Genomic DNA, 20391 nt, shown 5'->3' on the forward strand with positions numbered 1-20391 from the left:
TAAGCCCCTTATAAATTACATTAATTGTGTTGACGAATCAACATTATTGATTTACGTTTTCTTAGACGACCTATAAGTTCAGCAGGAAAACCATGACGAATAACATGAAAACGTTCCAATCCTGGTGCGACAATTTGCACAACACTAGGATTGCATTTCATCGATTTACGCTCATAGTGGAATGCGTCACGTTTCCATATATCTATTCCGTACTTATGAAGATCGTTTACTATATTATTTATCTGAATTCCTATGTTAGGAATAGATAAAGTGTCACATATATCATATGACACTAATTTTTGTGAAAATTTCCTACTATCCTGTCTAATTTTTTCTAAGAATAGAGCTTTCTTAATATTTGGATATGAATGTACAAGATGGTTTAGTCTTTTGGATCTATCACGTTCTTCAGGATTAGAATAATCTTTATCTGCACATAACTCTTGCCATAACTCAAGAAGCGAACGATATGTTGCGTATCCTAAAAATTGCGATGCGCCACATCCAAAAGTAGGAATTTCTTCTCTATCTGTCTTATAACATATAGATAGCACCACTGAGCCAGACAAAGCTGGAATCGATACAATATACACCTTGTTACCAGTTGCGCTCTCAATAGCCTGTTTTATTTCTTTCAATAATTCACAATTAGGAATTAAAAACTCTACGCATACATCATCAAATATATTAGAAAGAAGAATATTAGATGTTGCATCTCGTTCAATAAGTTCATTAAGCGCATGCAAAGTCGCTTCTTGGATAGAAGTGCCTGCGGCCCATCCATTATTTGTATAGTAGCAACGAATTAAATTTTCATCAATAGAAGAAAACTCACCAGTAGACTTTCCACCGCAGTATTCTGGTGGTAACGAAGCAATAGCATTATCACTCATACTATAAAAAGTATAATCAGTATTTTTGCTTGCTGAATTAGAAAGATTAAGAATCGCATCTCCTTTTATTCGAAGAGATGATGAACAAGAATACAAAACAGACTGATTCGAATATACTATATGTTCCAATAATTCATATAAACCGCTAGTTAGAGATTCAAGCCCAAGACCTTTACCTCTAGCGGATTCTAAAACAATATCTGCACAATCAGCCTCATCTAAATAAACACACGAATCCAAAATACAAGTAGTGTCTAATGCTGATACTTCAACACTCCATTGCGATACTTCAACACTCCATTGCCACTTCTTTAAGGCAAATACCTCAATAATTGATGACAAAGAATCCATCAATGTAAATTCTCGTTCAGGTGAAACAAAATTAACCATAACATATCTTTTCACAAAATAATGCTGGCAATTTTATTACAAAATAACAAAACCGCCAGCATGTTTATTTCAATTTTCATCATCGTCTGGTATTTCACCAACAAAGAAATCACTCATACTAGTAAGATGTGGAGTGCTATGTTCAGTTCTAGTACGTCCCATAATATTCACCTTTCAATAAAAAATAATAACTCATTTAATTTCCTTCTAAGTTCATTTAAGAACTTTAATAGGAGATGCTATTACTTCTTACAAAAAAATACAATACAGTTGTAAGTCATGAATACAAAACAGTAACAAATAATAAATTTTATTAATTATTTTAAGAAAGACTTATAGTAAATTATTGTATGAATGAAAAATTTTATACTAAATGGGTGTGTTAAAAAGAAAACGATCATTGAGAAAAAGTAAAATATACTGTTGCAACTAATACAAATTTTTAAAGATTAACAAGATTAGACTAAATATAATCCACTAAAAAAGAAGGTCTATAGGCCAAAAAAGGGGCTTATGATAATTACTTAAGTATTTTATGCAGTAATAGCACGATTGTCTTTTAAGCCCCCTTTTAACTCTGTGGTTATTATAAGAATCAATTGCTTGACGTAATTCTTCTGTACTATCCCAGTTAAGTTGCAAGAAGGTTTTCTCTTGCCAGAAGAAGACTATATCCTTGATATTAAAAACCATAAATAGATTCAAAAAATGCACGTTTAGACCATTTGAGACAATCTGTCTCATTATCACTATTCTCTTTAACTACTCTAAGCTTACGATCTAAAAGTCCAATACGTTGCTTAAGTGGAATTATTTTGCCAGTTGTTGCATTATAACGACTAACTAAATAAGGAGCTTCTCCGCACGTTATTTCCATTCGACGTTCATCTACATATGTCATCCAATTTGTTGAGCGTTTCTCTGAAAACTCATCTGTGCTAGAAATCCAACTTTTATATTTATTATGGTTAAAAAATATCTTTTTACCAAAACACGCTTCTAGTTTCATTACGTGTTGACACAATGAAATCTTACTCTTGTACTCTGAAACTATTTATAGGAATCCTGAAATTTTGACATTGAGCTCTTAACCCTTAGTTTGGAGCATCATACTATTTATTATTGAAAATAAGAAAGCTTATCTCAAATAACACTCAAAAGATAACATACAAAAAGATGGCTCTAACATATCGCTAGAGCCATCTTCTAATAAACAATGCCGGTTACTTAAAACAAGCAGTGCCTACTTATTGTTTTTTCATCATTTTCTTCTTAAGAAGAAGTGCAAGTCCAGCAATTGAGAAACCAAGCACTGCGAGCAAGCCTGCAAACGATGCCGATTCGCCTGTCTTAGGAATCATGCCAATATGCTTTTCAGGCTGCGGCTGAGGAGCTGGTGTCTGCGGCTGCAGCTTCAGTTCCGACGCAGGTTGATTTGGAGTTGGGTTAGGCTCTGGATTCGGTGACGGAGTTGGCGTCGGTGCCGGAGGATTCGGAGTTGGATCCGGATTTGGTACAGGATCTTTCGTGTAAATAGCATACACAGTCATATCGCCATTAACTATGCTTGCTCCCGTAAACGTCTCACCCTTACCGTCTTCCTTCGTATTCCACTCCTTGAAGGTATAACCAGCCTTCGTTGGCTTCTTCGGCATAGACTCATTAGTCAACGCATCAGTATCAATAGCCTTACCAGTTTCTACCTTTACTGTTGCATGCGTCTTATCGCCATCCTTGAAAGTAACAGTGCTTTGAGCAGGCTTAACAACATTAAATGTATATTGGATTTTATACTGACTGTCGTTAGCAGCTAAATTGCTATCTTTACCGCTAGCTTCTTGAGGGGCTGCAAAATAGTGAACATATGTCCAAGTATAGGCATTTATTTTTTTATTGGCATTGTCATACCCAATGTTCATATACTCAAGAAATCCGCCAATGGAGCCAGTAACAACATTCTTACCCTCAACAGCATCTTTGGTAATAGCTATATCCTTCATAGATACAGAGATTGTGTTGAGAGAATCCAGCTCATTCTTAAATTGTTCTTCTGTTAGGAGTTTTTCTCCAGCTCCATTTCTTCTCAGTGTAACGATAAGTGTCATACCGGTTTTAACGTCACCGCTTACAGAAGTAGAGAGAGTTAGTAAATCAGGAGATGCATCAGATGTGGTTGTTGCTTTAGATATGTCAAATCCTTTAGGGAATTTAATCGTATACACAAGTTGAGAGTCTGTTAAGAACCTTAACGTTCCGTCGTTCTTTTCATGTATATACATATCATGAGCTGAAAGTTCCGAGAAAATCGGCTGAGATAGCCAGTTCATGTTTGAGAGCGTTAATTTCAAACTTGATAGACTATCCCCGGCAGAAATCTTCACATCTTTTGATATCGTTTCATTATTATAGGAAAGGTCTCCGTAAAACATTGGATTGTCTGTCATCGGAACAGCATGATCATAAACTGTCGGATTCTCAGGCTTGTATTCCTTAAGCATTTTCAGAAATGGGGAAAGTGCAGGTTTTCCATCATCTGAATAAATACCTGTCGAATAGCTAAAATAGACAGGAGTATCTTTAATCTCATTTTTATATTTTTTGCCAATTGCTGTATCTTCAGGCTTCAATACACCTTTAGGGACGGCCACAATTGTTGAATCACCAAAAATAGCTGTATTCGCTTCTTCAAGTTCTATCCAAGTATTTCCTGATTTCATGGAGTTAAAATCTTCAGGCACTTCAGCATGCGCTACTCCCGATGAGAATGCCGTAAGAAACAAAATAGCCAAAATTGTACTTAAAAATTTTTTCATATAATGCTCCGATTAGCGACTTACAGTAAAACCTATTTCTTTAGCAGTAATATCGACAATTTTGATTTCCCAGAACACAAACTTCTTATAAAGCTCGCATTTACCTTCAGCTTTTATATCGCCCAAGTTCTTTACGCTACTATCTTTAATTTCTACAGAATATGGGATACTAACTGAAATAGGATGACCTGTGGTTCCTTTTTCTTTTTCGTATAATTCGAAGAATTCTTTGTAATCGTTCCAGTTTCCAAGTTTAAAAGTAAAGGTCACCGAATTGGTATCTTCATTGTAAGATTTCTCTACGCCACTAATCATGGCTGTATTTGCTGAACAGGTAATTTCATCTAAGTTAAACTTAAAGTTTTTAGAAAAAGTAACAGTATATTTTGCAGTAGGGAAATTTTGGCCTTTATCAAACATTACTAAATGATCCCATTCATTCCCGCCATCAGTGTGACCTTTAATATCCGCTATATACTTATTGTATGCACCTTCAAACAAATCGCTTGCCTCAACCACCCCAGATGCAACGCCTTCATAGTAAAGTTTGCCGTCTTTAATAACATCTTTACCGACATTATTAACAGTCTTAGAAAGATCAATGGTGCCAGTAATTAATTTTCCACCTTTTACATATTCACTGGGAACATTGTTCTCAGCCGCAAAGGCCTGTGTAGTTCCAGCCATAACACCAAACGCTACTAATGTTGCCATCAATAGACCCATTGTCTTTTTTACTAATGTTCTCATATTTTCCTCCTTATTAATCTAATAATGTTCTTTTTATTGTTTTGAAAAATCGCATAAAAATAGGCAGGAACACATACCCATCCATCAGGTATATATTTCTGCCAATTAAAAAATTCTACGTGAAAAGAGACAGAACTACACTGTCTGTCTGTCTGTCTGTCTGTCTGTCTGTCTGTCTGTCTGTCTGTCTGTCTGTCTGTCTGTCTGTCTGTCAAGGATTTTGTCAGTCTTTTCATGGCTTGTCAACCTTTTTCGCATAATTACTATCATTAGTGTATCAGATTAGCTGTTAAAAATCTCGCGCACATCAAACTGTACTATTCTTGTAATACTGTATATCTTGCCGAATCGTTTCTAGCGAACTTTGTGTGCCCACATGTCTTGCGTAGGTTTTAAGTAGTCTTTTTTGCACGTTTTGACCGCTTAATTATGAATGGTTTTACCTAAGATCGTAAGGAGATAGTAGCCATATGTGTCTAATTTGCACTTTATTAGCTATGCTTGGAGTCCTGGAACACAGATTAATACCGTCGTTACAATTTTGACCGGTGCTGTGGTGACGCTTCTAGTGTTCTGGAAACAACACAAGACAAGGTAGCAGTAAAACTATACTTTTCATACACAGAAGTAGCAGCGGCAACAACCGCAAAAGCAGACAACACCATCATGCGCATTTAATGTCGCCAACAATATTCCCTCATAAACGAAGCAATTACCTGCAAATCTTTGCCTTCATAATATTCAACAAGCAACTTTTACTACGCACTCATAAATGCCACGAATCAACTGCCCACACTCAGTTTTTAAGGACACGAAAGACGCGAGAGCAAAAGAAACCCTTTTTGCAAGACATCTCATTCAATCATTTTTACCGAGAGAAACAAGTCCTGAAATGGCTCACCAGATTGGTATAAAGCTGTATAAGAATATACTTAAAGACGAGTACGAATTTGTCTTATCTACTTACGTAGATAAGGGCATATCCACAATCACATCATCTTCAACAATGTAAATATGATAACGGGTAGATGCCACCAGTCTAATAAGAAAAGCTGTCATCAAATCAGGTATCAAAGCGACAAGCTATGCAAAGAAAACAACCTACCTGTCATTGATGAGTTTTACGAAAGTTACAAGAAGAAATATAAGACTAACGGTAAATCTTGGTATGAGAATAAACAGACAAAGCGTGGTACTTCTTGGAAAAGCAGGCTGCAATTTGATATTGACAGAATGGTAAAACAGTTTAAGGATTGGGATGATTTTTTAAAGAAAATGGCTAATCTTGGCTATGAAATTAAGTATAGCAAACACATTGCTTTTAAACCGAAAGATAAGCCGAGATTTACAAGATCTAGAACAATCGGAGAAGATTATACTGAAGAAAGGTAAAAGGAAGCAAAGGCTATGAATATTGGGCAATGATATGTACCCCTTTTCTGGACTGCTAGTGAAAGGAGTACATATCATAAAATAAAGTCTCTGTCTGTAGTACTACAAACAGAGATTCTGCAATAGTATTTTTTATATTTAATCTATATCGTACGTGCCACGGTCTTCGGCAACCATAGAATCAGTAGGCTTACGCGCATAAGATACTGTTTTAGGAAGAGATGATTCCTTTGTAAATTTTATTTCCTTCCTCCACCGAACAGACTCTATAGATTCCGCAAGTGCAGCCTTTTCCTTTATCGGCTTACCTGAATAATGGTACATTAGGTACCTTGTATCAATCACAATTCCTTGGATTCGTTCATAGTATTTTTTGTTGCATCTCCAGTCGCCAATTGCCTCACCAATGTTTCCAACAAAAGACGTCAGACTAAAATAGTTCTTTGCCATATTGTACGGCATGATGAAAGCATTAAATAGAGATTTCGCATCTACATTCTTATTCTTTTCCAAATATTCGCCATATGTAATTTGCTTATTGATTGACGAACCGTTAGGCAGATGGTCAGGAATCCCAGTCAAACCGTATTTATAGTACTTAGCGTCAAGAACGTAATATTTATCGTTATATATCATGATTGTATCCGGAATCAAAGGCTTCTTTTCTTTGTATTTGCCGCAATCAAGCAACCATCTTGAACGAGGAAAATATTTATTTTTGTCCTTCTCTCCAAATGCTCGATCAATTAATTTTTCCCACACATGATCAAAGTCATCTGTACCAAAGTAGAATTGCTTATCTGAAGTCTTCTCATACATATACTCAAGCATGTCATTCATGCTACGAAATAAGGATTTCTTCCTATCGTCATTTGTAGTAGCAAGCTTGTTTTGGACAATTCTTATTGACGTCTTAATATCCGGATGTGACCCTGATTCCTCTGGCATATAGGGAACATACAGCCATCCAAGTCTCTTAAACGCTTCATACACACAGAATCTATTGATCTGCGTTATTTCTTTCGTGTCATTTGGAGTTGAAGATCGAACTTCAAACTGTGTAAACACAAAAGAACTCACACCATTTCTGCTTTGAACAAGAGGCATTTGCTTTCGTGCAGTTCTTGCCCAATCCTGCTTACCAGTTGAAGCAGTAGTATATACTTGCTCTTTCTCAACATAATAGGCGCCACCAATTGAAAAATAATATTCTATAACATTTTTATACGCATTGATAGGGAAGCCTACTAATTGTGGTGCTGTAAACTTATTAATTGCCAATAATCTGTCATCTTTTGTTGTAAATTCAGATAACACTTGTATTAAATGCTTTATGTCTGTTCTAATTTCAGCATCGGTTTTTGGCAACTCATATCCGATTGGAAAATAGACCATAGCATTATCAGAATCAGCTTTGATACCAACAAAACGATCACCATCTTCATTTGTGTTAACATGGCAGTGTTTTTTAATATCAAATTCCTTGATTGACTTTGATGCTGAGTCTAAATCCATATAAATCACCACCTTAATCTTCTTCTACATTAGCAAATGCATCCCTGACATTATCTTTAAACACCTTAAAGCGCTCAGTACCATTGGCATACATAAAAGCATGTATTACTTGTTCAAGACTTTGATATTTATCAACATCAAAGATAATTTCACGGTTGAATTTAAATGCATCATCCCAAAGATATTTTATTACCTTTTCAGGGAACTTCCTATTTTGTCGCATTGCATCACGAATCACTGCAATTCTGGACTTCTCATCATCTGTAAGGGAACCACTGGTTTCTTTCATACGAAGAGCATCGCATTCTTTCAGAGCTCCCATAGTGTCATCGTATTTAAGGTCATGAACATGAACAAAGTATGCTCCAAGCCTCTTATCCTCCGCAGAAGTCATCCTTGCACTATTCTCAACAACAATCTTATTGATTTCAACACAGAAATTTTTCCATGTTATTCCAGTGTCAAGGATTTCTGCATCAGCAAGCGAACTGTCAACACTGGCAAAATCGTTCTCGATAAGACGCATATCCCATCTGCGCTGAAAAGCTGTATCTAACGTGAAAACATTTTGATCTGATGTGTTCATCGTACCTATGATGGAAAGGTTTGAAGGAATACGAACCTTTTCTGTTTTTCTATCCTTGCCGTACATCTCCTCAGCAATATTCATATTTGTAATACCGTACTCACTTGTACCGATGGGATATCCGTTGTCATCAATATCACGAATTTCTACTTTACGGTCAAGCAACTGGAACACTTCTCCGAAGATAGCAGGAGCGTTACCACGATTAATTTCCTCAATAATAAGGATGTACTCCTTGCTCGGATTGTTATATGATTCACGAAGGATATTCGTAAAAGGTCCAGGAGTAAACTTATAACTTACCTGTCCATCATCTGAAACTGCTGGAAGAATCTGTCCAATGAAATCTGAATAAGTGTAGTCAGGATGAAATACAAGTCTTTCTACAACACTTCCAGGTTTGCAATATTCATGCTCAATAGTCCAACTCTTACCAGAACCCGGAACACCATATAGAAGAATATTACGCCCACTTACAACGCGATTATTTTCAAGCGAATCTTGTCTATCGGTCTCTTTATCTATATTTACATCCTCGGAGTCTATTATTTTGTGGTTGATAGCTGCAGAAAGGTTTCTACTCTTTTTTGATATTCCTCTAGATTATTAAACTGACCTTTTAATATCTGAACATCTCCATTACGGCACTCAAGGTATGGGTTCAGTCCATCCGAAAGCAGAGATTTAAGTATTCTTAAAGAACCTTTAGCTTCTTCATCTCCATTTAAGTCTACATTATTTTTAGTTTGCATTAGTTTCTTATACACGTCGTTTTGATTAAAAATAACATCATTAGTACCATCAACTAATTTAAAGATTGCGCCTTCAGATATTGCAGTTAACAAGCGACTCAATCGAGTCTCTATCTGCTTATCATAATTAATATCAACACCAATCCACAAAATCAAAATACGTACATAAGCATCCCAATCATTGTCAATTAGAGTATCGATAATGTCAGCATTAACCGTATAGATTAATTTTTTGGGATACCTTATTCCACCTGTCCTTTCTGCACTAGTAGTTTTATCTTCATCAATAAAGCTGATTTTTGCTAACTTCCAAATTAGCTCAAAGGCTACTATTAGCGATTCCATTTGAGACTTAAATAGTGAATTATTATTTATAGCATCTATTACTGTATCAATGTTAATACCATCTTGTTTACAAATTTGTGCTAGTTTATTTTTAATAGCAGTTTTCAAATTTGGATTAATTACTATTTTGTCTTCACTTTGCACGGAATACTGAAGCTCAGCAGACTTAATAGAGCACTCCCAAAACAAAAGTATTAGCGCGACAGCACTCTTAACATGTGGGAGCGAAGATTTAATACCAAGCTTTAAATCCAATGCACTATAAGCGGACATATTATCTGGTCTATTCATCAATGTTTCCCTCCATAATATCATTTTTAATTACTCTAGCGATTGCTGATGCCAATAGTGGCGGAACAGCATTACCAACTTGTCTCATTTGAGAACTCTTACTACCAATGAATATGAATTCATCTGGGAATGACTGTATCCTGGCCGCTTCTCTTACTGTTATTGCCCGATTTAAAAAAGGATGAGTAAATTTGCCTGAAGAAGGTGTATCAAATCTTGTTGTTATCGTGACGGATATATCATCTTTTTTCATCCTGGTCCACGTACCACTATATATGGATTTAGTTAGATGCTCTTTTGGTAAAACTTCTTTACCGGCATTAGGAGGAATCATTCTCAATCTTTTTAATGAAAGTGGAGAGTGTTTTGTTGCCTTATGATTATACAAAAGGTTAGCATGTCCACGTAATTTTTTTTCATACTCGCTTTGAGGCGCATATCTGTATTCTTGCACCTCATCACCTTCTCCTGATTCTAAAAATGCCAAGTCGCTAATTGCGTCCCATATAGTTACTTTCTCATTCAGCGAGGATGGTAAAGACGGAGCAACCCCATTCATTTTGCCAATAATAACTGCTCTTTTTCTATTTTGTGGTACTCCAAAATCCGCGGCATTAAGTACTCCATGCTGCAAAAAGTACCCCATAGCATTAAATAGCGTCTCAATTTCATTAAAAAAATAACCTTTTTCAGCAGTAAGCAGGTTTGGGACATTCTCCATTACAAAATACTTAGGTTTTACAAGCTCAACTACCTTTACATAATATTCAAATAAAAAATTTCTTTTATCGTAGATTGTTTTCCGCTGACCTTTTTGCGAAAAGCCTTGGCAAGGTGGCCCTCCTATAATGACGTCAATCTTATTTTTATATGTTCCAAAAACAGCATCCAAATCAAGAGAGGTAATATCACCAACGACCATTTTTGTTGTTTTATGATTTTTCATATAAGCGTTTGCAATGGATTCATCATACTCATTAGCTAAAAGAACACTGAATCCTTCTTCTTCAAAGCCTAACGATAATCCTCCTACGCCTGAAAATAAATCTATTACCGTTGGTTGCATTTATTTGCCCTCTATCCTAGATTTAGCAATGTTGTAGTATTCTGAGTTTAATTCTATACCTATAAAATTGCGACCAGCTCGTTTTGAAACAACTCCCGTTGTTCCAGAGCCCATAAATGGATCTAGAATATTATCACCAGGGTTGGAAAGTATTTCTACAAAGTGCTGCATCAAACTTTCTGGCTTTTGCGTTGGATGTTTTCCATATTTTCTTTCGCTATTCGGAGTGACGGATGTTTCTATAAAATCATGAAACATAGCTCCACCATTGTTAAATGTTCCAGTCTTTGTTTTATAAGTGAAATACACCCATGCTTCTGTAGAATTTACAAAATGTAAATTCATATTTCTGGGCATAGGGTTAGTTTTATGCCAAATCCCTGTTGTCTTATAGTAAAATCCATATTCCTCAGCTAACTTTATAATCGTTTCAACTTTTATAATAGCCATAAACACAATCATAGAGCCACCCTTTTTCATGACTCTAGAAGATAGTTCAAAAAAAGACTCCATGGATTTCTTCCATTCCTCAAAACCCATGTCATCCCAACCTGCGGCAGCAAAAAAATTGTCTCTCATCTTTTTTAGATTAGTATCTCTAGTTTTCATAAAACTACCAAGATTATATGGCGGATCTGTAACAATTAAATCTATTGATTTTGCCCTAAGATTATCCATAGCAACAATACAGTCATCGTTGTAAAGTTCTATTTTAGACAATATGAATCACTCTCCTAACTTAACAGCTACTCTGCACTTTCTCCACTGGCAATCCATTTATCTAATTCCGAGCGTTTAAATTTCCAAAGTTTTCCTATTTTATATACTGGCATATCTGGTTTTTTTCTTATCCAGGTTCTCAGAGTGACAGTTTTTATCCCCAAGTATTCTGCCGCTTCATCAATGCTGATATAGCCTTCTTCATTTTTCATCTGTGTTATACCACCTCTAAATTTTCATCACTACAGACCCAACTACCATTATATCTGCTTTTTATAAAAGGTCAATGTATTTGGTTGTATTTGGATATATTTCATTATATTTGTATATATTACTAGATATTTTACATTATAAGAAATTGCCTATCTTTGACGCTGTAGCCTGTGAGCAAGTCGTGTGTACTTTTTACCGTTACCATCCTGTGCACTCGACCCTAGAGCATTGATATCTTCCCTCAAACAGCCAAACTGCACTCAAAAAGCACGCCGAGCCAGCTTACAGCCGCCACTCATTAAACCTTTTAACGATAGACCCTGTAAACCCCTGCTACACAAAGACAAAATTTGCCCAGTTAATCAGCTCTTGACATCAATACAACAGTCTCCACGTGGATTGAGAGACAAATATGAAATGAATAAAAGTTAATAGTTTTCAAAAGCTCGTGCTCGGGAATATGTGTGGGAATATAAGCATAACTAATACGTTAAGCTATTCACTACAAATCTAAACTATTCCTATCCAATAGGAAGTCGAATAAACTAATAGTAAGTATTCCATGCTCATCCAAAAAAGGTTTTATTCTATCTTTTACGATAATTATTTTTCTTAAATGAATCATCAATATATAACAAGGACGCTTTTTCTTGATGTATCTTTTCGATTGAAGGAAGACTATAGGCAGATTGAATATAATATCTTTTACTTCCAAGATTAGCTATGAAATCAACTTCTAACTGTTTCTTGATGCCTTTATTATTAACATTAAACGTATATTATATCTGTGAACAACATCTCGTAAACGTACGCCTCTTCCTATTTAGAATTATTTCCATTTCGGAATTTAATCTAAATACATTATGAAGAATAAGCTCATGGAACTCAACGCTATTTAGAAATCTATCGCAAAAAGTCTCTGACCTCACCCAAGCTAGCCGTGGACACTCTTTAGAATAAATACATCGCGTCCACTCCACTTAGGAGTTGCAAAACACGTACTTGCATGATGTCATCCATTTAATTAGTCTCGCTGTCTAGTCGGAGAATTGTTTTACTTGCTTGACTTAATAAGCACGACTGTCCAAGCGATAAGAATCAGTTCCATTGCAATGGCTACTCCAAGCAGATGATATAACTCCATAATAGCGAAAGCTGCAATAACTGGAACCATTACGCTTATTAGAATAGAAACTAGCTGCATTTGCTTACGACAGTTTGAACATTTACTCATTTAGATGCCTTCCTAGTAAGCTGGTGCATTTAGAATCACCAGGGTCTCAAGTGGACGATAATATAACAATAATGCTAACGTCCACTGATGAAATTCAACTATTTGAAACTAACGGTGCTAAAGTACCTCTCTCACTAATTAACAAATTATCATAGTTGGCGTGAATGGCATTCTGAGTGACGGTGGCACCATTCATGTCAAGAGGACGAATACTGTCATACTTTTTGTTACAACGTATCTGTCACCTTATCATTCTTCTTTTTTCACATTCATTCTGCCTTACCCATTGGTAAGTAGTAGATTTTACCGTCTTTAGAAATCAATTGCACATCCTCGGCATACAGGTCAGAGGTGTCCTGCGGATGTTTAATGGATTTGACTGATGCTTGAGCCGTTATCATATCTACTGTTTTTTTGTTAATCGCCCTAAAATTAAGGTCATCATCAAATAATCCAGGAATAAAATGAATGACGCGATCGATTCCATCTCTTTTACGCTTGATCTCATCTGTATCAATGCTTAAACGATTTACGGATGTCTGATGCCAGCCAGTCAATAATGCTTGAGTATCTTCCACCTGCTTTGTGTATGTCGGCAAAAGCGCTAGGCACTGCTTTCTTGAGACAGCCCCCAGATGAAGCGTATACCTCAAGTCGGAAATCTTATACAGCACATCAAGCAATGCTTTTTGGTATGTATACCAGTTTTGCGCTTCTTTTAATTCCTTTTCATAAGATGCATAATCCAGGTCATTTTTCTTTGTAAAGCCCGCCAAAGTTAAATTAACCTGACCAAGTAACTGAGTACATTCTTCTTCTATATTATCGAGCTGCGCAATCTTTGACAGTCTCAATTCATCATTCTCAAGGATCTCTACTTGAAAGTCGGCAATTTTCTTAACATGAGCAACAAGTGAAAAAACTCGACTTCGAAATTCATTATCTTGGAAATCAGATATTTTTGAAATTCCATCACGGATTGATCCAAGCTCTGCATTTATCTGCGTCATGTAATACTGCCCAACAACAATTGATGCCAATCCCATGGCTACACCCACATTATTCGCTACTACATTTTTAGCTTTAACCGCTACAAGGTTTGCATGACCCTTGATTCCATTAGCACCAAAATAGAGTCCTCGAACCGCTCCTTTCATAGCCTTAGAATTGGTAAGTTTAGCACCAGCCGGGATTATAGCGCGATACAAAACCTCGCTTCCCGCTTTTGCAGTTTGGACTGCATTGGAACCTGCTATACTAGCCTGCACCAATCCGGAAAACAAATTGTTCACACGCCCCAGAATTTTACTATCAGTTATCTCCACCAGCTTACTATCATCAGATATTGCTTCTACCGGAAGCATTTCCATCTGAATGACAAGTTCATCGAGCTTTTGATTTGGCTGAGATAATTTACTTGTTTTCTTTACTATCATCGCACTATTATTCAAATCAGAGCTATTCTCGTCTTCGGGAATATTTGTTTTCTTTAGCCTATTAATTAGGAAAGCAGCAATCATCACCACTGCCACAATACATATGCCAACTACAACATACTCTATATTCAAAGTTCCTCCTTTTAACGTTCTATAATAGGAATAGTAAATTTTGCGAATAAATCAAGCCTCACCAATCTTGATATCTATCTCACAACCACAACTACCCGACATCTAACCCGGCAACTCCATTTATTGACATCTATCTTGGCAACTCTACCATCACACTTTTGGTTGGTTCTCCTTTGGATAAATTTCTGCAGAGTGTTTTGTCTGCCCAATTCCGAAGTCCCCAGATTGCCAGAAAACCGCAGCATTACCGAGCTTTTGCGGCTATTTTCTGTCACTCTCAACATCAAAACAACACTCTCCATGTAAGATTATTAGGCTATTTTGAAAAATTAAATATCTCTGCAAAACCCATTTGATTTTATAAAAACTATAAGATTTCTGTTGTTTCGAGCATATAAGTTTTGATTAGACTAATGTATATATTATATAAACTATTAATCTTTTTTAGAGATTTATCGCTCGAAATATTTGTCCAGCATCATCTGCAATTTTTTAATTTGCATAGAGTTGCAACTTTACAATAACAGTATACTTATTTTCATTAAACCTAATTTATTTTATCTGCAGCTGGATCAACTTCACAGAAATGATCTGGGTTTCGCTTACATTGCAAAGCAGGCACTTTTTTTGTAACCTCACGTTTTGTTTTTCCATTAGGATATGTTGTATCTCTCCATTCTACAGCCTTATTGAAATATTTCATTGTGCCACCACATATAGGGCATTTTTCAATATGAATTTTTTCTATCGTAAGTTTTCTTCCAAGACCACTAATTGCATAATTAAAGAATAACGGATGCCTAGTTTCTCTTTTAGTAATATCTCTTAACCATACAATAATTGCCAAAAGTATAATTATTACTATAGCTAAGATTCCCCAATATATAATATTATTGTTTGCATTTATTTGAATACTTTTATTGGTAAATAAATTAATTAAAGGTTCAAATAGTTTATAAAACGGGAAAATTCCTATCAGGGAAATAAAGATTCCCATCCATGATAGAATTGCCATTGTTATAGGGCTTCTCCAAACAGGTTCAGGCGTATATGTCGCAGTTTTTCCCGATGAATTCCCATTAAAATCTGTATTGTTTCCGGAAACAATATTAGTGGGTCCATTAAAAACATTCCCTGAAACGGTGTTAATATTTGATTTAGAAAATTTATCTTTCATATACATTCTCCTATGATCTTCATCTTTTCGAACTATATTTCTTAGACTTGCGTTTGACCGTTCCGTCCTCTCCAACTTCCACATTACTACGAACCGCCATCTCAAGCTCAACGGCTTCAAACTTCTCTTTAGAAATAATGCCTGCATTCAGCATGCCATGCTTATCTTTCTTATAACCATAACAAGCCCTACTATAAAGACCCGACGTGCCATCTTCTGCTCTACGCCTTAATCCCCAAACAATATTCTCGCTACGCCAATCATTTTCAGCCTGACAGCACGCTTGAACCACACTGATTAAAAGTTCATCATCGACAGTTTCCGTATCAATCTTATCGGTCTCAAAGATAATCCTTGTACCACATGATCGAATCTTTCTAATAGCCTCTAAGCCTTCTTTCGTATCACGACCAAAACGACTCACACTTTTAGTAAGAATAATATCAAGATTACCTTTCTCACACTCATCAATCATTCGATTAAATTCAGATCTTGATGAACCAACCTTCACAGGGTGGGTGCACTTTTTAACGATAGAAGCGAGCAATCACAAAAAGGTTTAATTTTCTAAAACCAATCTCACATCACGACTGCCAATCAGCATTCAAGCTCTTCAAAAAAACATCATCTATCAGATAGCTATCACCACGAACCGCCTGATCATATCCTTTAACCATCAACGCATTAAACGTTTTCTCATCCATAGCATCTTGTGCTGTAAGAGACTTTGGAATAGTAAGCGAAAACAGAATACCATTATTAAGAATGATTTGACGATAAAACATGTCAATAGCCATAGCTCTAGGGACTCCAATCGTTTCCAAAATTCGATCTGCCTGCTGCTTAATATTTTCTTGTATTCTCACATTCACATTCGCTGTTTTTAATATTTTTCCTATATATTAATCCAATACCTTCTTGTTGTAACGTTTCCTCTTGATAAGTTATTTTTCACTTTGTTTTCTAAAATTCCACCATTATTTTCTATAACTTTTATCGATCCGATATTGTCATCATCACACGTAATCAAAACCTTATGCAGATTCAAAGTCTCTTTACAATATGTAAGTGCCATAGAAAGCATTTTTGTTCCATAGCCCTTCATGCATTCAGATTGTCTAATTTCGTATCCTATGTGACCACCATAGTTAATTAAAAAAGAATTTAATTCATGCCTAATATTAATTTCACCAATAAATTTTTCATTATCTATCAGCCAAAACGTAGTAGCTCTAACATAATTTTCAGGCAAATTTATACCATGTTCAATATTATAAGAACTCTCTATAATTGTTTCGGGGTTTATAAAACGTCTTTCTGCATTCGGCCTAAAAATTTCATCTTCTTCATTTGCTTCTATATAACCTTGGATATATTTACTATCTGGTCTAATTAATTTCATAAGTTCTCCTTATTCTTAATATGTGATTCTAATAAGAATACAATTCTATTAAAATTAGAGTCCATAATAGTCTGTTTAGCTTTAATAGTATTACTGTTTAAAAAAACCACACATACAAGCTTTATTAAAGAAAAATTTTTTTATTTTTTCTTTCAATTAGTGCGAGCTTTTCAAATCCATAAAATTTTTCTTTTCCATAAAGCACAGCTTCTACTAGAAAAATAATGTATGATACAGCCAAATATACAAACAAAAAGTGGGTGCACTTTTAAACGATAGGAAATATCGCAAAAAGGTTTAAGACCTGCTTAATAGCTTGCTGAACAATCTTACGCAATAATCAACATGCCACTAGCATTACACCCACTCTCCATACGCGAATTTAATCTTTATATAATTAACTAAATCCCATATTTATTACCTAAAACCCTATATTTGTTAAAGTACCTTTACGCTGTTGAACCGCCACACCAACATTCCATATAATCACGCCAACAATTGCCCATAACATGCCAACAACAAGAATCACAAGTAGCGATACGCCAACATTTACAGAACCATCAACTATACTACGAGATGCTTGAGTAACATGAGTTACTGGAATCGCATATAACACGTATTGCATCATCTTAGGAAATACGCTAATTGGAGCAATCACACCACAAACAATAGGAAGTATTGCACTAAGCGCGTTAGAAATAGTATAAACATCATTCATCATCATGCTTATAGCAGCTACAGCAATACCAAATCCCGTAGAAGCAACAGGAACAATAAGGAACAACAGCATCAACGCACTCATATTAATCATCAAGAAAGCACTCGGGCTTACTACAAGCATTGTTATAAACAAAGTCACAGCATCACTCACTAAAGAAATAGTCACGAGCGCAACAATACGGCCGAACCATAATGGTAATGCAACTTTCGCGCTTGTAAGCACGAATGGTGTTGTTCCTTCAAAACGATCCCATGCTAGTGCTTCTGACACAGTCATACTTGTGGAAATAGAACATGCACACATCACAGCAGCAAGAGTTGAAGCAATCAAACTATGATTAAAACCAGCGCTAGTTGCAGCACTAGCTGCTCCATTGAATCCTCCACTTACAGCCCCAGCTAGAAAAACGTATAAGAACGTGGATAAAAGAGGCTCAATAATCATACGAATAACAGCAGTATTCCAACTATTTAAGCTAGGTATACTCTGTATACTCACTCTTGCGCCAGTTCGTATACTAGATAACACGCTCACGTGACCATACTGAGAATATTGATTATATTGATGCAATTCAGCGTACTTACTATTTTTAATAATTTTATTTTGCATAGTTTCAACCTGATTATTATTTCGTATCATATTATGTTCAAACTTCCATTAAGCGTTGCAAGTCGAATAGCATGACGTAACATAAAACCTGCAATAACAAGCAGAACGCTGGATAATACAACGCATAACACAATTGCTAACACAGTAGTAGTATTAAACGATTGCGCATGAACCACCCACACTGCAGACGTGAGCGGATGAATAAACGCAATAATGCGAGCAGGCAATGGCATTGATTCTACAGGTATCACTATTCCACAAAGCATCCATACAGGAATTAAAATCAAACCTTCATAAACTGTAGCTTTACGGCATAATACAAAAATTCCAGATAATAATGCAGCAGAAGCTACGCAAGCAAGCATAGAAAGTAAGTATCCAACTAACTGCGTGAATGTTATCATAAAGAAACCATGGCAGAAAACAGCAACGGTAATAATCGCAAGCGGCATACCAATGCACCCAAGTAAAGCTGCGGATCCTACAATAGGAAGAAACACTTCAGAAGGTGAGATAACACTTAAAGTTAAATATTGTAATGTTCCTAAATAACGCTGGTATCCAATAATTCCAACAGCAGTAGTTGTAGCAGACCATAATCCAGCTATAGAAGAATCAACCCAAATATTATTAAGGAAGTTGGCACAATTATGAGAAAAACCATAGTATGCAACAATTTTCATCAACGCAAAACATACTGGAGCAAGTATCGCATTTTGCAAGAAAAACGTTGTTTTCGCTAAGCTTTTAAGCTGAAACCACATGCCACGAATCACAGAAGCGCATGAACGAGTAGAAGTATTCATATTAAGCCTCCTACTTACTCAATGAAAGTGAAGAAGACGAAGAAGACGACGTAGCAGCAGAAGAAGTAGAAGTATTTGATGCAGAAATATTATCATTTTGCACAATAGCAAGATACGTTTCTTCCAAACTTGCAGCGCGATCACCTAAACGTGTAATCCCATCAACAGGAATTTTAACATTTCGTTCTTGAGATAATGCTTTGCTCCACGCGATAGTAATATTTAACACTCCATGCGATTCAAAAACATCACACCACAACACTCCATCAAGTTTTTGCAATTCTTCCTTAACACTAGGAGTTCCACTTGATGTTTCACCTTCATACGCGTACATTGTTACATGATCAATATGCTGCAAAGAAGCCAACTGCTGAACACTTCCCTGAGCAATAATATTACCGTGATTTATTACAGCAACAGTATCAGCTAATTTCTCAGCCTCACTCATCTCATGCGTAGTTAACAAAATCGCTATTCCTTGATCTCGTAAAGCATGAATAATTTCACGTACTTTCCTAGCATTTTCAGGATCCAAACCAGTGGTAGGCTCATCTAAAAGCATAAGATCCGTTCTAGCAACCAGCGATCGAGCAATATGCAACCGCTGCCACATTCCCCTTGAAAAAGTTTGAACAGCATCATGAGCTTTATCAAGTAAATCAACTTGCTCAAGAGCATCGTGAATACGCTTTCCTTGCTCCCTATATGGAACAGCAGAAAGATCCGCAAAATAACGAAGATTATCTAATGCACTTAACTTTTGATAAAATCCTCGCTCACCTCCAAGAAGTAACGACACATGCTTACGCGCTTCTCGAGGATTACTCACAGCATCAATATTGGCAATACGAACACTACCACTATCAGGAGCTAACAACGTACCAACAATTTTTACGGTAGTTGTTTTACCTGCACCATTAGGGCCAAGCAAGCAAAATATTTCACCAGAATGAATATCAAAAGATACGTTATGTAAAACTTGGCGAGTTGTCTTCTTACGACCAAATCCACGAGAATAAGATCTTGTTATATTATCAATACGCAATATTAAGTTGCTAGCTGACTGCTTATTATTGTTATCGCGACTATCAGTTGCGTTTTCTATATTATTATTCATTATTATTACTTCGTTCTTACGTGTTATTAAA

At 36.0% G+C, this 20391-nt stretch carries 19 protein-coding genes and 1 pseudogene; 1 reads left to right on the plus strand and 19 read right to left on the minus strand.

What is annotated here, in order from left to right:
- Nucleotides 1-20: 20 nt before the first annotated feature.
- The 4 genes from HXT59_RS05980 to HXT59_RS05995 form a co-directional block, all read right to left on the minus strand.
- Nucleotides 21-1283: a YcaO-like family protein gene (locus HXT59_RS05980; RefSeq protein ID WP_012914007.1), complete on the minus strand. Its 1263-nt coding sequence runs from the start codon at nt 1281-1283 to the stop codon at nt 21-23.
- A 682-nt stretch (nt 1284-1965) separates the two neighbouring features.
- A complete protein-coding gene (locus tag HXT59_RS05985; protein ID WP_244261715.1) occupies nt 1966-2292 on the minus strand; it encodes a hypothetical protein in 327 nt (108 codons plus the stop codon).
- Between the two features lie 238 nt (nt 2293-2530).
- Nucleotides 2531-4096 carry an InlB B-repeat-containing protein gene (locus HXT59_RS05990; protein ID WP_012914006.1) on the minus strand — a complete coding sequence of 522 codons (1566 nt, stop codon included), beginning with the start codon at nt 4094-4096 and terminating at the stop codon, nt 2531-2533.
- A 12-nt stretch (nt 4097-4108) separates the two neighbouring features.
- On the minus strand, nt 4109-4846 hold the full coding sequence (locus tag HXT59_RS05995) for a hypothetical protein (protein ID WP_012914005.1): 738 nt from the start codon (nt 4844-4846) through the stop codon (nt 4109-4111).
- A 743-nt stretch (nt 4847-5589) separates the two neighbouring features.
- On the opposite strand from HXT59_RS05995, the pseudogene HXT59_RS06000 reads away from it, so the two are divergent.
- Nucleotides 5590-6235 (plus strand): annotated as a pseudogene (locus HXT59_RS06000) (relaxase/mobilization nuclease domain-containing protein); the annotation flags it as partial.
- Between the two features lie 141 nt (nt 6236-6376).
- Here HXT59_RS06000 and HXT59_RS06005 read toward each other — a convergent pair.
- The 15 genes from HXT59_RS06005 to HXT59_RS06075 all read right to left on the minus strand — a co-directional run bounded on the left by HXT59_RS06005 (nt 6377) and on the right by HXT59_RS06075 (nt 20360).
- Nucleotides 6377-7753 carry an LlaJI family restriction endonuclease gene (locus tag HXT59_RS06005; protein WP_012914003.1) on the minus strand — a complete coding sequence of 459 codons (1377 nt, stop codon included), beginning with the start codon at nt 7751-7753 and terminating at the stop codon, nt 6377-6379.
- Nucleotides 7754-7766: 13 nt separating this feature from the next.
- Nucleotides 7767-8933: an AAA family ATPase gene (locus HXT59_RS06010; protein WP_421784339.1), complete on the minus strand. Its 1167-nt coding sequence runs from the start codon at nt 8931-8933 to the stop codon at nt 7767-7769.
- Complete coding sequence (locus tag HXT59_RS06015) at nt 8885-9727, minus strand: hypothetical protein (protein WP_421784279.1); 843 nt, start codon at nt 9725-9727, stop codon at nt 8885-8887. The genes HXT59_RS06010 and HXT59_RS06015 overlap by 49 nt, the downstream gene beginning before the upstream one ends.
- Complete coding sequence (locus HXT59_RS06020) at nt 9720-10793, minus strand: DNA cytosine methyltransferase (protein ID WP_012914001.1); 1074 nt, start codon at nt 10791-10793, stop codon at nt 9720-9722. Before HXT59_RS06020 ends, HXT59_RS06015 begins: the two co-directional genes overlap by 8 nt.
- Nucleotides 10794-11513: a DNA-methyltransferase gene (locus HXT59_RS06025; protein ID WP_004110918.1), complete on the minus strand. Its 720-nt coding sequence runs from the start codon at nt 11511-11513 to the stop codon at nt 10794-10796. It lies immediately after the preceding gene.
- A gap of 26 nt (nt 11514-11539) precedes the next feature.
- Nucleotides 11540-11725: a helix-turn-helix domain-containing protein gene (locus HXT59_RS06030; RefSeq protein WP_012914000.1), complete on the minus strand. Its 186-nt coding sequence runs from the start codon at nt 11723-11725 to the stop codon at nt 11540-11542.
- Nucleotides 11726-12780: 1055 nt separating this feature from the next.
- Nucleotides 12781-12960: a hypothetical protein gene (locus HXT59_RS06035; protein ID WP_012913999.1), complete on the minus strand. Its 180-nt coding sequence runs from the start codon at nt 12958-12960 to the stop codon at nt 12781-12783.
- A 269-nt stretch (nt 12961-13229) separates the two neighbouring features.
- On the minus strand, nt 13230-14528 hold the full coding sequence (locus tag HXT59_RS06040; protein ID WP_012913998.1) for a hypothetical protein: 1299 nt from the start codon (nt 14526-14528) through the stop codon (nt 13230-13232).
- A gap of 547 nt (nt 14529-15075) precedes the next feature.
- Entirely contained in the window at nt 15076-15705 is a 630-nt protein-coding gene (locus HXT59_RS06045; RefSeq protein ID WP_012913997.1) for a hypothetical protein, read from the minus strand.
- A 19-nt stretch (nt 15706-15724) separates the two neighbouring features.
- Nucleotides 15725-16216, minus strand: a complete 492-nt coding sequence (locus tag HXT59_RS06050; protein ID WP_012913996.1) for a recombinase family protein — start codon at nt 16214-16216, stop codon at nt 15725-15727.
- A gap of 73 nt (nt 16217-16289) precedes the next feature.
- Nucleotides 16290-16595 (minus strand): type II toxin-antitoxin system RelB/DinJ family antitoxin, encoded by a 306-nt coding sequence (locus HXT59_RS06055; RefSeq protein ID WP_049762315.1) that lies wholly within the window; start codon nt 16593-16595, stop codon nt 16290-16292.
- Between the two features lie 5 nt (nt 16596-16600).
- Nucleotides 16601-17107 (minus strand): GNAT family N-acetyltransferase, encoded by a 507-nt coding sequence (locus HXT59_RS06060; RefSeq protein ID WP_004110930.1) that lies wholly within the window; start codon nt 17105-17107, stop codon nt 16601-16603.
- Between the two features lie 421 nt (nt 17108-17528).
- A complete protein-coding gene (locus HXT59_RS06065) occupies nt 17529-18467 on the minus strand; it encodes an ABC transporter permease (RefSeq protein ID WP_076002751.1) in 939 nt (312 codons plus the stop codon).
- Nucleotides 18464-19243 carry a hypothetical protein gene (locus HXT59_RS06070; RefSeq protein WP_004110937.1) on the minus strand — a complete coding sequence of 260 codons (780 nt, stop codon included), beginning with the start codon at nt 19241-19243 and terminating at the stop codon, nt 18464-18466. Before HXT59_RS06070 ends, HXT59_RS06065 begins: the two co-directional genes overlap by 4 nt.
- Before the next feature lie 10 nt (nt 19244-19253).
- The gene (locus HXT59_RS06075) at nt 19254-20360 is read right to left on the minus strand and encodes an ABC transporter ATP-binding protein (RefSeq protein ID WP_004110938.1); all 1107 of its coding nucleotides are present in this window, start codon (nt 20358-20360) and stop codon (nt 19254-19256) included.
- Between the last annotated feature and the right edge of the window lie 31 nt (nt 20361-20391).

It is taken from the genome of Gardnerella sp. KA01001 (assembly GCF_049244025.1).
In the GTDB taxonomy this organism is placed as follows: Bacteria; Actinomycetota; Actinomycetes; order Actinomycetales; family Bifidobacteriaceae; genus Bifidobacterium; species Bifidobacterium swidsinskii.